Below are 13,865 nucleotides of genomic sequence, written 5' to 3' on the forward strand. Positions count from 1 at the left end.
AAAACATATGTTTTATCTGCAATCGGTAAACAGTTTTTTGAGGAGCTTAAAGATTTGTATTGTGTGGATGAGTCTATAATTATTTAGTAAATTTTATAAAAATTACTGTAATGAAAGGTTTTTATAATGATAAGAAGCTTAAGGAAATGAATGTTTTGATTATGGAAATTATGATGTGTGCTGAAATAACAGGAGACTTCCACTTGGGAGATTTTAGGCAGCCAACTTGTAAAAGTCCTCTGCCATTTGATTTGGTGTCTTAAAATCCAGTCCTTTCTGAATCCTTTGTTGATTATAAAATAGCTCTATGTATTTTATAATATCTGCTTTAGCATCTTCCCTTGTTTTGTAGTTGCGATGGTGAACCAACTCATTTTTGAGTATGCCCCAGAAGCTCTCAATAGGTGCATTATCGTAACAGTCTCCTTTTTTGCTCATTGAACCCTGAAATCCATATTTTTCAATCATATTACGATATTCATGACTGCAATATTGACTACCTCTGTCCGAATGAACAATTAAGCCTTGAGATGGCTTATGATTGCGAATCGCCATACTCAGTGCATTGCAAACGAGATCTGCTGTCATACGTTCACTTAAGCTATAGCCAACCACTTGTTTGCTATAAAGGTCTTTTAAAGCAGCTAAATATAGCCATCCTTCATTTGTCCAAATGTAGGTAATGTCACTTACCCATGCAACATTTGGAGCAGTTACTGCAAAGTTTTGTTCTAACAAATTATTGTAAACTGAACGATTATGATCGCTATTTATTGTCCTTTTAAAACGCTTATGACGCTTACAGTACAACTGATTTAGTTTTTTAATACAACGGACTGCATACTCACTGATTTGAATGCCTTGTGACTGTAGATACTTCGCTAGACGAACATAACCATAGCTTTCATGGGTTTCCTGATATGCTATTTTGACTAGGATTGTCTGCTGGTTTCTTAGAACAACTCTTTTACTCATGCCTCGTTTCAACCAGTCATAAAATCGCGAAACTGACACTTTTAACAGCTTTGCCATCATAGTAATTGGATATGTATCTTTATACTGTTTCATACAGGCGTACCTCACTGACTTTCCTTGGCAAAGTACGCTGCTGTTTCCGAAACATTGCCTTTATTTTCTTCAATTTGTTTTATTGCTTCAGCTTTAAATTCTGCTGTATAAATCTTTTGCTTTTTGCTCATGGTAAACTCCTGATAAGTACGTTTAGTTTACCAAGTTAAAGTCTCCGCTTTTATCAGCACACATCAAATAGTTGTAGGTGTAGAAGCATTACCTCGTTCTCAAGTTGCTATATTTGAGAAATATTTTAAAAATGCAATTGACCGTATTGTGGCTTTATCTTCATCAAATCAAAGGCTATACCATGAGGATATTGAAGATGCTTTATTGAATATTGCTGAAGTGTTATGGAAAGAAAATTGTAGAACTTTAGAGTTTAGACAGGCTCGTAGAATTGCTAATGATATTGTTGATTGGGGGAGTAGTTTAATAAAAAGTCTTGAATCTGAAGGTGTTCTATTAAGATATAGATCGCAGAGTGGAAGGCAAGAGATTGGTTTTACTTATGATCTAATGGCGGGCTTTAAAATAGCTGAATACTTATTGAAAGGAGATTTTAATAGTTGGATAATGCAAAATAGTAATAAAATTCAGTATAACCAATCACATTCAAATACTTTAGCTTATGATGTTTTTAACTCATTGGTTGGCTTATATCCTAAATCTAATTCTAGAAAACAATTTTGGCAATTGTTGGATGGCGATTACAGGGAGCAGGCTCTTTTAAAAACTACGCAAGAGCAAGCGGCTCTTATCAATAGAGAAACAATAGAGCAATTTCAGACGTATTTATTATCCTCAGAAAAATTTGCTTCTAAAGCATTTGCAAAGCTGAAAACTACTCGTTCTGCATATGCCTATCCATTTGATGCAAATTTCTTAGATAAATCTTTAAGAAATATGAGCAATACATACCGTGATTTAACATGGTCTGAATGGATAAGAAAAAATTCTAGAGAACTTAAAAATGACCTAGAAGTCCTTGAAAAAAGATGGTCTGAAATACAAATTGGTTCTAATGAAAAAGGTCGAGCTATATGGGTCCAATGGTTATTAACAACTAACCATAGAGATTTAAGAGATCAAGCTACAAAAGTACTTTCTATATATGCGAAAAAAGATCCAAAAACATTTTTTGAGATGGCAATTAATTCATTAGATATTACGGATCCATATGTGCCTGAAAGAACTTTTGCTGCGGCGTATGGAGCTATTTTAAGTGCTGATTTTACTGATGGAAAAGAAATAAATAGTAATGTCTGTAATTTTGCGATACGAATAATTGAATCTTGTTTTTTGCCAAATGCCCGACACTTTACGACTCATACAATTTTGAGAGAATATTTCTTAGGTATTATTAATCATGCTTTAACTGTAGATCAAAATTTTGTCAGTCAAGAATATTTAAATTATTGTCAAAAGCCTTATAAGCATTTACCAAACTTGTTTGAGAGTCTTCCTGATGTTAGTGAAGAGAGAATAATTGAAGTCAAGAAAGTAGCTCTTCGTATGGACTTTAATAATTACACTATTGGAAGGCTAACTACTAATAGAGCTAATTATGATGATTCACATCCTGATTATATTCAAACAAGAAGAACTATTTTAAAGAGGATGATTCAGCTTGGATATGAACCTGAAAAATTTCAAGAGATTGATAGAGGTATTGGTTCAAGTTCTTATTATGATCGTGATGTAAAAATAGATAGATATGGGAAAAAATATAGTTGGATTGCTTTCTATGAAATGTATGGGTGGAAAGCTGATAGAGAGCTTTTAGATGATTGGCGTAGTAATGAAAGATGTAGCGATGTTAGCATCGATCCAACATTCCCTAACGTTACTAATTCTTGGAATCCAGCACTTACAGATATATTTACCGATGCTCCAAATGATATTGGTGAGTGGATTGTAAATGGACCAACCCCGAATTATTTGGATTTATTAGAGACTCAGCAGTTTACCCAAACGGATAGTTGGATTTTACTGAATGGATTTCTGGAAGAGGGCTCGAAAGCGGATTATCGCGAAATATTTACATTCATGAGAGGTTTTTTTATTTCTAATGAACACATTTCCACAATAAGTGATTTTATTTTAAATGAAGATGATATTAGTGGTATTACTTTGCCACAAATTCCTGAAAACCATTACAAATACGCAGGTGAAATGGTTTTGGGAAATACATTTTTGAAACTGAATTACAATGTAAGTAGTCGAATGAATTTTGATTCATGGGATGAATCTAGCTTTTTAATAGAAGTTCCTGTGCAATCTTATTCTTGGGAGTCTTATCATAGTACTTTAAATCAAGCTGGAGGAATAGATTTTCCAACCCCTGAACTATGCGAGAGACTAGGTTTAAAATATCATAATGGTGATCCAGACTTATATGATCCTGATGGGGTAGCATCTATTTTTAGAACTTTTAAATCTGATAATGATATTTTGCAAGGCAATTTATCATATTTAAGAAAAGATCTTTTTCAAAAATATCTTGCGGAAACTGAACAAACTTTTATGTGGGTATTGTGGGGGGAGAGGAGACAAAACTATAACGGTGGTGTAGAGGTATATGAATATTTCAGAACTAACCAATATCGGCATAAACAAGTTTATATTTGGAAGAATGATCAAATAGTTAGATTAGATTAACTTATGTGATTAAAATTCAATTTGGATTAAAGAAAAAACCGCCATTAATGGCGGTTTCTCAATGACAACTTATGTGTCGCGCAATGACATTTTATGCGTCGCAAATGACAACTTATGTGTCGCGTGACGATCAACATATTACCAGCTTAACGCACCACCAGTCTGATAGTCTGTTACGCGCGTTTCAAAGAAATTCTTCTCTTTACGCAAGTCCATCATTTCAGACATCCATTGGAATGGGTTGTTCACACCTGCAAATTGTTCAGGTAAGCCCAACTGAGCCAAACGACGGTTTGCAATGAATTTCAAATATTCTTCCATCATCGCTGCATTCATACCCAATACACCACGTGGCATTGTGTCACGCGCATATTCGATCTCAAGCATAGTACCTTCAAGAATCATCTGAACGATTTCTTCTTGGAATTCAGCAGTCCACAGGTTTGGATTTTCGATCTTGATTTGGTTAATCATGTCGATACCAAAGTTCAAGTGCATAGACTCATCACGTAAGATGTATTGGAATTGCTCAGCAACACCGTTCATCTTGTTACGACGACCCATTGACAAGATTTGGCTGAAACCACAGTAGAAGAAGATCCCTTCAAGTACACAATAGAAAGCGATCAAGTTACGTAGTAAGATTTGATCGTTTTCAGGTGTACCAGTTTTGAAAGTAGGATCACTTAAAGACTGCGTATATTTCAAGCCCCAAGCTGCTTTACGCGCTACTGATGGAACTTCACGGTACATGTTGAAGACTTCGCCTTCATCCATACCTAAAGATTCGATGCAGTATTGGTAAGCATGTGTGTGAATCGCTTCTTCAAATGCTTGACGTAAAATGTACTGACGGCATTCAGGGTTGGTAATGTGACGGTAAATCGCAAGTACCAAGTTATTTGCAACCAAGGAATCGGCAGTCGAGAAGAAACCTAAAGAACGCATTACAATCGTACGCTCATCTTCGGTTAAGCCATTTTCAGACTTCCAAAGTGCGATGTCATGGTTCATGTTGACTTCTTGTGGCATCCAGTGGTTTGCACATCCATCTAGGTATTTTTGCCAAGCCCATTCATATTTGAATGGTACAAGTTGGTTCAAGTCAGCGCGACAGTTGATCATTGCTTTATCATCAACTTGTACACGTTGTGCACCCATTTCAAGCTCTTCTAAGCCAGGTGCAACATCCAATGTTTCTAAGGCTGCAGATGCTCTTGCCAAGGAATCGGTTGAATGTTTTGTGGTTCTTTGATTGGTTCCAGCGGGTTGTGCAGTTGCCAAATTCTGCGATGATTGCTGTGCATCAGATACCACTTGCGAATCAGTCGTTTTCTTCGGTTCGACGGGCGCAGGCTGGTGAGCTTGTGCAGCTTGTTTCGGTTCATCATCTTCGAAATCGTCCCAACTTAGGATAGACATGTTTGTTCTCTCTTCGTTGCTTTATATCTGTTATGGACATCTTACAAACGAAGATGTCACTACTATACGCTCATTCTGTGTAAGCAAAATTAAGTTTTGCCGATAGTTGTCTTAATCTTGTTCGAAAGAACAGATACCCACACTACTTATTTTGCTTACGCTTTTGTTGCTTACGAATGGCAAAGAATGCGTATGCCATTGGTATATAAAAAATTAAAAAGGCTAAGATCAGTGCGATTACGCCTAACTCGTAGTTATGACTTAAATGGAACATTTCTTAGCCTCTGTTTAGATCCTCTCCCTAACCCTCTCCTTAAAAAGGAGAGGGAACTTGTCACTTGATTTGATTCAAAGGAAATCCCCCTCCTTTCAGGAGGGGTTAGGGGAGGTGGATTAAATTACTGACAAGCTTCGCAATCAGGATTGTCGATTGAACATGCTTGAGGAACTGGTGCTGCATTTGCAAAACCATCTTCTTCAGCAGGCACTGCAGGTTTAGTTTCAGTAACTGGAGCTGCAACAGTCGTTGGTTTAACCGCGTTCAATGCACCTGTATTGATTGTCGATTTCTCAGCAGAAGTCGCACCCAATGCACGGAGGTAATAAGTCGTTTTAAGACCACGTAACCAAGCCATCTTATAGGTGATGTCCAATTTCTTACCATTTGCACCAGAGATGTAAAGGTTAAGCGATTGCGCTTGGTCGATCCATTTTTGACGACGTGATGCAGCATCTACGATCCAACGAGTATCGACTTCAAACGCAGTGGCAAAGATTGCTTTTAATTCTTCAGGAATACGGGCAATTTTCTGTACTGAACCTTCGAAGTGTTTCAAGTCATTGACCATCACAGAGTCCCAAAGACCACGATCTTTTAACGCACGTACTAAGTACGGGTTGATCACTGTGAATTCACCAGAAAGGTTAGATTTCACATATAGGTTTTGGAATGTAGGCTCGATAGACTGAGAAACACCACAAATATTTGAAATGGTTGCAGTTGGTGCAATTGCCATCACGTTTGAGTTACGCATACCGTCTTTTTGAACTTTGGTACGTAAAGTATCCCAGTCCAAACGTTGTGTACGATCAACTTCGAACATACGTTCAGGACGTGATTTCGCCACGATTTCTAAAGAGTCGATTGGAAGAATACCTTGATCCCACAATGAACCTTTAAATGTTGAATAAACACCACGTTCAACAGCCAAGTTGCTTGACGTTTCAATCGCGTAGTAGCTGATCACTTCCATAGATTCATCAGCGAAGTCTACTGCTTCATCCGAACCATAACCCATGCCCAATTCATATAAAGCATCTTGGAAGCCCATGATACCCATACCGACTGGACGGTGTTTCAAGTTTGAATTACGTGCTTGTTCAACAGCATAGTAGTTAATGTCAATCACGTTATCGAGCATACGAACAGCAGTTTTCACTGTGCGAGCTAGTTTTTCACGATCTAACTTGCCACCTTGAACGTGTTGTACAAGGTTGATCGAACCTAAGTTACATACAGCGATTTCATCTTTATTGGTATTTAAAGTGATTTCTGTACATAAGTTAGAAGAATGAACTACGCCAACGTGTTGTTGTGGTGAACGTAAGTTACATACGTCTTTGAATGTGATCCAAGGATGACCCGTTTCAAACAACATTGACAACATTTTGCGCCATAAGTCTTTCGCACGGATTTTCTTATGCAGCATGTTTTGTTCTTTGGCAATGCCTTCGTAATACGCATAGCGTTCAGCGAATTCTGCACCAGTCAAATCATGTAGATCAGGTGTCTCTGATGGTGTGAATAAAGTCCATTCAGCATCTTCAAATACACGTTGCATGAACAAATCTGGAACCCAGTTTGCCGTGTTCATGTCATGGGTACGACGACGGTCATCACCTGTGTTTTTACGAAGCTCTAGGAATTCTTCAATATCCAAGTGCCAAGTTTCTAAGTATGCACACACCGCACCTTTACGTTTACCACCTTGGTTGACCGCAACAGCAGTATCATTGGCAACTTTAAGGAAAGGTACAACACCTTGAGATTTACCGTTTGTTCCTTTGATGTATGAATTCAAAGCACGAACTGGTGTCCAATCATTACCTAAACCGCCCGCCCATTTAGAAAGTAGGGCATTGTCACGCATCGCACCATAGATGTCATAAAGGTCATCTTGGATGGTGGTTAAATAACAGCTAGACAATTGTGGACGTAGAGTCCCTGAGTTAAACAATGTTGGTGTAGAAGCCATGTAGTCGAAGCTAGACAATAAGTCATAGAATTCAATTGCACGCTGTTCTTTATTATCTTCGTTTAACGCAAGACCCATCGAAACACGCATGAAGAACAATTGCGGAAGCTCGAAACGGACATCATTTGAATGAATAAAATAACGGTCAAATAATGTTTGTAGACCTAAATAAGTAAATTGGTTAGAACGTTCAGGTTTGATCGCTGCTGCCAATTGTGCAAGGTCAAAGTTTAAAAGCTCTGGTGAAAGTAACTCTAACTCGATCCCTTTTTTCAAATAGGTTTCAAGTGCGTCATTTTCTAAAGTATCTGATGCTAAACCTAAGAATTTAAGACCAGTTGCAACCAAGTCATCACGAAGTAAACGCGCGGTGACATAAGTATAGTTAGGTTCTTGCTCAATACGGGTACGTGTCGCCATCATCATGGTGGTTGAGATGTCTGACTGTTTTACACCGTTATATAAGTTTTTAACTGTTTCATCGACAATGGCTTGAACTTCAATGCCTTCTAAGCCTTCGCTGGCTTTTTGAATCGTGGCTTGAATTTTACCCAAATCAAGAGGCTGAAGCTGACCGTTCGCATCTGTGATTTGTAAGGTAGGGTGATGATGAGCACCTGTTTGTTTACGTGCTTCAGAACGTTGATCACGATAAATTACATAAGCACGTGCAACTTTTTGTTCGCCTGTACGCATCAAAGCCAATTCAACTTGGTCTTGAATCTCTTCAATATGAATTGTTCCGCCAGATGGTAAACGACGATTAAAAGTATTCATCACCATCTCAGTGAGCTGAGTGATGCGATCGTGAATACGGCTTGAATCAGCACTTTGTTGACCTTCTACAGCCAAAAAAGCTTTACCAATTGCTACAGAAATTTTATCTGCATCAAAAGCGGCAACATCACCAGTGCGTTTAATCACTTGAAGTAGACCGGGGGTTGTAATGGCGTTCATTGTCAGCGTAGCTCCATTGTCTTCATTGTTATGTTTATGGACCATTTGAATCGGACATACTGAAAAGGATAGTTGTCACGATATTTGAGGACTAAAACACAATACTTAGTGGTTTAATTTAATTTAGAACACAAGATACGGGAATTTTATGTGCATATCAATATTGACATTTTAAGAATGTTTTATCCCTAAACAGTAAATTTTTATGCCTGTCTTTTTTCCTAAAAGAACCGTTTTTGTTATATGCCTTATATGACAAGGGCATAGCATAGCAAAGACTGCAAAGAGTGCTTATAGATAACTGTGTGGATAACTCAAAAAGCGATGAACTGATGAGACAGAATATGTACAATGAAATATTTTGTATAGAAAATCACGTCTATATTGATTGTTATAAAGAAAAATTTTTAATCAAAGTTTTAAAAATTCAAAAGTGTCGACAATTCAACAGTTAATAAAAATATTACAAATTGATACGCTCATGTATCAGTTTGGTGAATAGGGTCTTGTTTACAATGTAAACGTGTGTATATTGCAAATCATAGTGTGTTGAATCTACGAGATTTGTAGCAGTCACCCAATTAAATATAGGGGCAAATTAAATGAGCCAAGAAGAAAAGTTACCAAAAATTCTGATTGTTGAAGATGATGAGCGTCTCGCTCGTTTAACTCAAGAATATTTAATCCGTAATGGACTTGAAGTTGGGGTAGAACCAGATGGCAACCGTGCCATTCGTCGTATTATTGCAGAACAACCTGATTTGGTTGTTCTAGACGTGATGTTACCAGGTGCAGACGGCTTAACGGTATGCCGTGAAGTGCGTCCACATTATCATCAACCGATTTTAATGTTGACAGCTCGTACCGAAGATATGGATCAAGTGCTTGGTTTGGAAATGGGTGCAGATGACTATGTCGCTAAACCTGTTCAGCCACGTGTTTTACTTGCACGTATTCGTGCTTTATTACGTCGTACAGATAAAGCGCCTGAAGATGAAGTTGCACAACGTATCGAGTTTGATGATCTTGTGATTGATAACGGTGGTCGTTCAGTTACCTTGAATAACGAATTGGTTGATTTCACTAGTGCTGAATATGACTTGCTCTGGTTACTTGCATCAAATGCGGGTCGTATCCTTTCTCGTGAAGATATTTTTGAACGCTTACGTGGTATCGAATACGACGGTCAAGACCGTTCAATTGATGTGCGTATTTCACGTATTCGTCCAAAAATTGGTGATGACCCTGAAAATCCAAAACGCATCAAAACCGTACGTAGTAAAGGTTATTTATTCGTAAAAGAAACAGGTTTATAAGCAATTCATTCTTTATCTAAGCTACTTATTTTTATCCTTGTAATAAAGATAAGTAGCAAGCAAGAAGGTTAGTTTGCGTGTCTAAACACAGCATATTCTTACGTATCTACGCGGGATTGGTCATTCTTGTCGTTTTGGTAGCATTATTTGGATATTTATTGGTTCAAATTATTAACTACCAACGTGCACAAGAATACCGTGAGTCTTTGACTGATGGAATTTCCTATGTCATCAGTGAGGGTGTGGCACGCCAACAAACTGAGCAACAGCGCTTAGATTGGATTTCAGATGCATCAGATTTACTTGAACTTCCAATTTATTATTTAGATTCAGCAAAAGTAGATTTATCTCGTACAGAAGAAAAACGGATCTCTGAGCAAAAAGCAGTTGTACGCTATGATGCAGAACAGGGGATTGCCTATTTGGTGTTGGGAATTCGTAGTGATCCCAAACATTATCTTTATATTAAAGTAGATCAAATTGGTGAGCGCCAAATGAAAGCGCTTCCAGTATTTATTTTAGATTATCTGGTCTATTATCCAGGTCAAGAGCAAGAATATCTCAAAAAAATTCAGCAACACTTTTCTTATAAAGTGGGTGTTGAAAAAATATCACAACTCAATTTAGATTCCGAACAAATTGGTCGATTGCGTTCAGATCAAAGTGTGATCTTATGGCGAGATAGTGCGACAGCACGTGGGACAACGATTTCTATTGTTTCACCCTTGCCAAACTCTCCAACTGATGTTCTGACCCTCGGTCCTGTCCCAATGTTTAATTGGATGCCTGTAAAACTTGCTGCGGGTATTACTTTATTGAGTATGTTTTTACTGTGCTTGGGCGTATACGGTTTGATTGTGCCAATGCAACGTAAATTACGTCAAGTCAATCAAGCTTTAGACGTGATGAAAACAGGGGATATGTCACAACGTGTACCTGTTGAAGGCTATGATGAAATGGCAAGTTTGGCATCTAGTTATAACAATATGTCTGATCATATTCAGCGTTTGATCGAAGCACAGCGTGAGCTAATGCGTGCAGTTTCACACGAATTACGTACGCCAGTGGCGCGAATCCGTTTTGGTATGGAAATGCTCGCAGATGAAGAAGATCATGAGTATCGTCTACAACAGGTTGAAATGATTGATAAAGATATTGAGGCTTTAAATACCTTGATTGATGAGATCATGACTTATGCGAAATTGGAGCAGGGCACACCATCACTCGATTTTGAGCAGATTGTATTGGTTGAATTGTTGCAACAGGTTGCAGTAGAAACTGAGGCATTGAAAACGCAGAAAACGATTCATTTAAATCCTTTGTCATCAGATGTCATGGTAGAGGCAGAGCGTCGTTATCTACACCGTGTTGTACAAAATTTAGTGGGCAATGCTGTGCGTTATTGTGATCAGCAAATTAATATTAGTGGTGGAATTAATTATCAGACAAAAATGGCTTATGTCTGTGTAGAAGATGATGGTCCTGGTATTCCTGAAGAGGATCGTAAGCGTGTTTTTGAGGCTTTTGCACGTTTAGATGATAGTCGTACTCGTGCATCAGGTGGTTATGGGCTTGGACTGTCTATTGTCAGTCGTATTGCTTATTGGTTTGGTGGAACGATTGAGGTTGATGAAAGCCCAGATTTGGGCGGTGCGCGTTTTACGATGTCATGGCCAATGGAGCGTTTTAAAAAGAAAAAAATCGGGACATTAAAAGACCAAGCTTAAATCATTATGCTGTCTTGTTCTAAAATGGATCGAGATAAAAAATATTGAAATAAAAAAGCTCAATCAAATTTGATCGGGCTTTTTTTATGAATGTCATATTTATTCTTGGATACTGGCATCTGGCTCAATAATAGCTTTGCCATCTTTTAATGATTGCAATGCATCCGCATTGAAATCAATCAGTAAACTATTTTGTTCTGCATCGATTTTATAACTGCTAATAATTTTTTGATCACCATTAATCGTGTCAATGCGATATTCATCAGCAATATTCAAAATGCCTTCTAAATTGGTTGTTGTTGCAGCTAAGTCTTGACGAAAAATTTCATAAACATCACGTAAATCAAAAATGGCATTTTGTGCATCTTGGTGTTTCTTGACGTAGTTTTCGATATGACGAATCAGTAATTGTGCAAATAAAAAGTAATTTGGTTTACTTGAAAATTCCATATTGTTGTATCCCTGATTTATAGGTTTAAAAGGTCTTGGTTTGATGTTGTTAATTCTTAGCATACACATCAAATAGTGTTGGTGTGTATAAAGTTAATTAACAGATGTTATTCATTTGAAAAATAATTGAATAAGCTTGAATGCTTATCAGGTAGGTTAAAAGTAGGCATAAGTGAATCTAATTTTAAACATAAAAATGGGTTTAATTTTGTAGTTGTATGAATTTGAGAATTAATTGGTGTTGGGTTGTTTGATTTTAATTTAAAATAATTATTTTCTCATAATGTGATATTTGTTTCTTAAAATAAGCAAGATGGAGTTTATTTTTTGGTATAGAATGTAACAAAATATTAAATTATTGATCGTGGTTGAAATCATAAATTTGTCAGGAAAAATGATAAAAAAAGTGTTGAACTCGGCTTTTTTATGGCTAGCTAAATAAGTTAAATTGCTGATTAATCATTCTTAATTCATCGATTAGAATCAAAGTTCGGAAAAAATAATAATAATCAGGAAAGGGATTAGATAAAGCGATAAGTGAATGCTATATAGCGTACAATCATGAAAAATTATGTGTTTTGCCTAAAAAATCATCCGAAAGACTTAGAGCTATTAACTAGCAAGTGATGACATCAATCGGGTACAATTGACCAGATTTATTTTGTGTTTGGTGTATTTGCAAGGCCAATACATACATTCTTTGTTAAATAATAGGCCTGCCAGGAGTTATCCCCGCATGAGTGCCATTACTCCATACGATTGGGCAATTATAGCCTTCGTGATCGGCGTGACATTTTTATGTGTCTTTATGCTCACCGTTCCTTTACTCCTAGGGGGTAAATCATGGGGACGTGCGAAGCAAGAGCAATTTGAATCAGGTGTGGTTAGTGCTGGTGGAGCACGTATCCGCTTGTCTGCTAAGTTCTATCTTGTTGCTATCTTTTTCGTGGTATTTGACCTCGAAGCTCTCTATCTATATGCATGGGCAACCTCTGTCCGTGAAGTAGGTTGGGTTGGATTCACAACAGCGGCAATATTTATTTTAGTTTTACTTGTTGGTTTGATTTATGAAATGTCGACTGGTGCGTTGAATTGGGCACCTTCGGATCGTCGTAAAGCAGCTGGTATTAAAGCTAAAATTGGTTCTCCAAATATGGATCTTGCAGAAATTACTCGCTTCAATTCAATTGAAGAGTTGGTGGTTGATCCTACAGGAACAATTCCAGCTCAATCTTCTGGTCGTGTGAAAGATAAAACACCGGCTAAGTCTCTGAATAAGGAGTAACTCGGGAATGAAATATACTTTAACCCGTGCGAACCCTGAAGCTGAACAATATCCGCTTCAAGATCGTCAAATCGTGACGGATCCACTTGAAGAAGAAGTGAATAAAAATGTGTTTATGACTCGTTTAGAGGATGTAGCACATACAGCTGTAAACTGGGGCCGTAAAAACTCATTATGGCCTTTTAACTTTGGTACTTCATGCTGTTACGTGGAATATGCAACGACTTTAACAGGCGTGCATGATTTATCACGTTTCGGTGCCGAAGTTATTCGTGCTTCACCGCGTCAGGCGGATTTGATGATCGTTGCAGGGACGTGTTTTGTAAAAATGGCGCCTGTAATTCAGCGTTTGTACGAGCAAATGCTTGAGCCTAAATGGGTGATCTCAATGGGTGCATGTGCAAACTCTGGTGGTATGTACGACATTTATTCAGTTGTACAAGGTGTGGATAAAATTATCCCTGTTGACGTGTACGTTCCAGGTTGTCCACCACGTCCAGAAGCATTGATCCAAGCATTAATGTTATTGCAAGACCAAATTCAATTAGAGCGTCGTCCGCTTTCTGCGGTAATCGGTGATGATCTTAAGCCAGTGTATAAGCCAAAGATGATGCCAGAACGTGACCGTAAGAACGCTGAACGTATTGCAGTGAAAAACTTACGCTCTATGGATGAGATTGAGTAATTTTTTCTGATGAATGTTTGACATATTCAAAGAGTA

General features: G+C 37.6%; 9 protein-coding genes and 1 pseudogene. 5 read left to right on the forward strand and 5 right to left on the reverse strand.

The genetic code is table 11. The features are described 5' to 3' along the window. Nucleotides 1-213: 213 nt before the first annotated feature. Nucleotides 214-1,199, reverse strand: a pseudogene (locus EXE10_RS13620) (IS3 family transposase). Nucleotides 1,200-1,347: 148 nt separating this feature from the next. Here EXE10_RS13620 and EXE10_RS13625 point away from each other — a divergent pair. After that, complete coding sequence (locus EXE10_RS13625) at nt 1,348-3,732, forward strand: hypothetical protein (protein WP_130113732.1); 2,385 nt, start codon at nt 1,348-1,350, stop codon at nt 3,730-3,732. Nucleotides 3,733-3,870: 138 nt separating this feature from the next. Here the strand turns inward: EXE10_RS13625 and EXE10_RS13630 are convergent, their stop codons facing one another. The 3 genes from EXE10_RS13630 to EXE10_RS13640 all read right to left on the reverse strand — a co-directional run bounded on the left by EXE10_RS13630 (nt 3,871) and on the right by EXE10_RS13640 (nt 8,411). Continuing rightward, complete coding sequence (locus tag EXE10_RS13630) at nt 3,871-5,154, reverse strand: ribonucleotide-diphosphate reductase subunit beta (protein WP_068974064.1); 1,284 nt, start codon at nt 5,152-5,154, stop codon at nt 3,871-3,873. Between the two features lie 142 nt (nt 5,155-5,296). Then, entirely contained in the window at nt 5,297-5,428 is a 132-nt protein-coding gene (locus EXE10_RS13635; RefSeq protein WP_086322764.1) for a preprotein translocase subunit YajC, read from the reverse strand. A gap of 124 nt (nt 5,429-5,552) precedes the next feature. Continuing rightward, a complete protein-coding gene (locus EXE10_RS13640) occupies nt 5,553-8,411 on the reverse strand; it encodes a ribonucleoside-diphosphate reductase subunit alpha (protein WP_130113733.1) in 2,859 nt (952 codons plus the stop codon). Nucleotides 8,412-8,968: 557 nt separating this feature from the next. Here EXE10_RS13640 and bfmR point away from each other — a divergent pair. Beyond that, nucleotides 8,969-9,682: a response regulator transcription factor BfmR gene (bfmR, locus tag EXE10_RS13645; protein WP_068974062.1), complete on the forward strand. Its 714-nt coding sequence runs from the start codon at nt 8,969-8,971 to the stop codon at nt 9,680-9,682. A 77-nt stretch (nt 9,683-9,759) separates the two neighbouring features. After that, nucleotides 9,760-11,409: a sensor histidine kinase BfmS gene (gene bfmS, locus EXE10_RS13650; RefSeq protein WP_068974061.1), complete on the forward strand. Its 1,650-nt coding sequence runs from the start codon at nt 9,760-9,762 to the stop codon at nt 11,407-11,409. A 99-nt stretch (nt 11,410-11,508) separates the two neighbouring features. On the opposite strand, the gene EXE10_RS13655 is transcribed toward bfmS, so the two are convergent. Then, nucleotides 11,509-11,859: a hypothetical protein gene (locus EXE10_RS13655; protein WP_068974060.1), complete on the reverse strand. Its 351-nt coding sequence runs from the start codon at nt 11,857-11,859 to the stop codon at nt 11,509-11,511. A 736-nt stretch (nt 11,860-12,595) separates the two neighbouring features. Between EXE10_RS13655 and EXE10_RS13660 the strand changes: the two genes are divergently transcribed. Together EXE10_RS13660 and EXE10_RS13665 are read left to right on the forward strand one after the other, a co-directional pair. Beyond that, on the forward strand, nt 12,596-13,144 hold the full coding sequence (locus tag EXE10_RS13660; RefSeq protein ID WP_068974059.1) for an NADH-quinone oxidoreductase subunit A: 549 nt from the start codon (nt 12,596-12,598) through the stop codon (nt 13,142-13,144). Nucleotides 13,145-13,151: 7 nt separating this feature from the next. After that, nucleotides 13,152-13,829: a NuoB/complex I 20 kDa subunit family protein gene (locus tag EXE10_RS13665; RefSeq protein WP_010115110.1), complete on the forward strand. Its 678-nt coding sequence runs from the start codon at nt 13,152-13,154 to the stop codon at nt 13,827-13,829. Nucleotides 13,830-13,865 lie beyond the last annotated feature (36 nt).

Source organism: Acinetobacter sp. WCHAc060033 (genome assembly GCF_004209125.1).
GTDB classification, from domain to species: domain Bacteria; phylum Pseudomonadota; class Gammaproteobacteria; order Pseudomonadales; family Moraxellaceae; genus Acinetobacter; species Acinetobacter wuhouensis.

Bases quoted from the DNA above. Each gene is read 5' to 3' on its own strand.
- EXE10_RS13655 (WP_068974060.1), bottom strand. From the start codon at position 11,859: ATGGAATTTTCAAGTAAACCAAATTACTTTTTATTTGCACAATTACTG.
- bfmR (WP_068974062.1), top strand. From the start codon at position 8,969: ATGAGCCAAGAAGAAAAGTTACCAAAAATTCTGATTGTTGAAGATGAT.
- EXE10_RS13635 (WP_086322764.1), bottom strand. From the start codon at position 5,428: ATGTTCCATTTAAGTCATAACTACGAGTTAGGCGTAATCGCACTGATC.
- EXE10_RS13640 (WP_130113733.1), bottom strand. From the start codon at position 8,411: ATGGTCCATAAACATAACAATGAAGACAATGGAGCTACGCTGACAATG.
- EXE10_RS13665 (WP_010115110.1), top strand. From the start codon at position 13,152: ATGAAATATACTTTAACCCGTGCGAACCCTGAAGCTGAACAATATCCG.
- EXE10_RS13660 (WP_068974059.1), top strand. From the start codon at position 12,596: ATGAGTGCCATTACTCCATACGATTGGGCAATTATAGCCTTCGTGATC.
- EXE10_RS13630 (WP_068974064.1), bottom strand. From the start codon at position 5,154: ATGTCTATCCTAAGTTGGGACGATTTCGAAGATGATGAACCGAAACAA.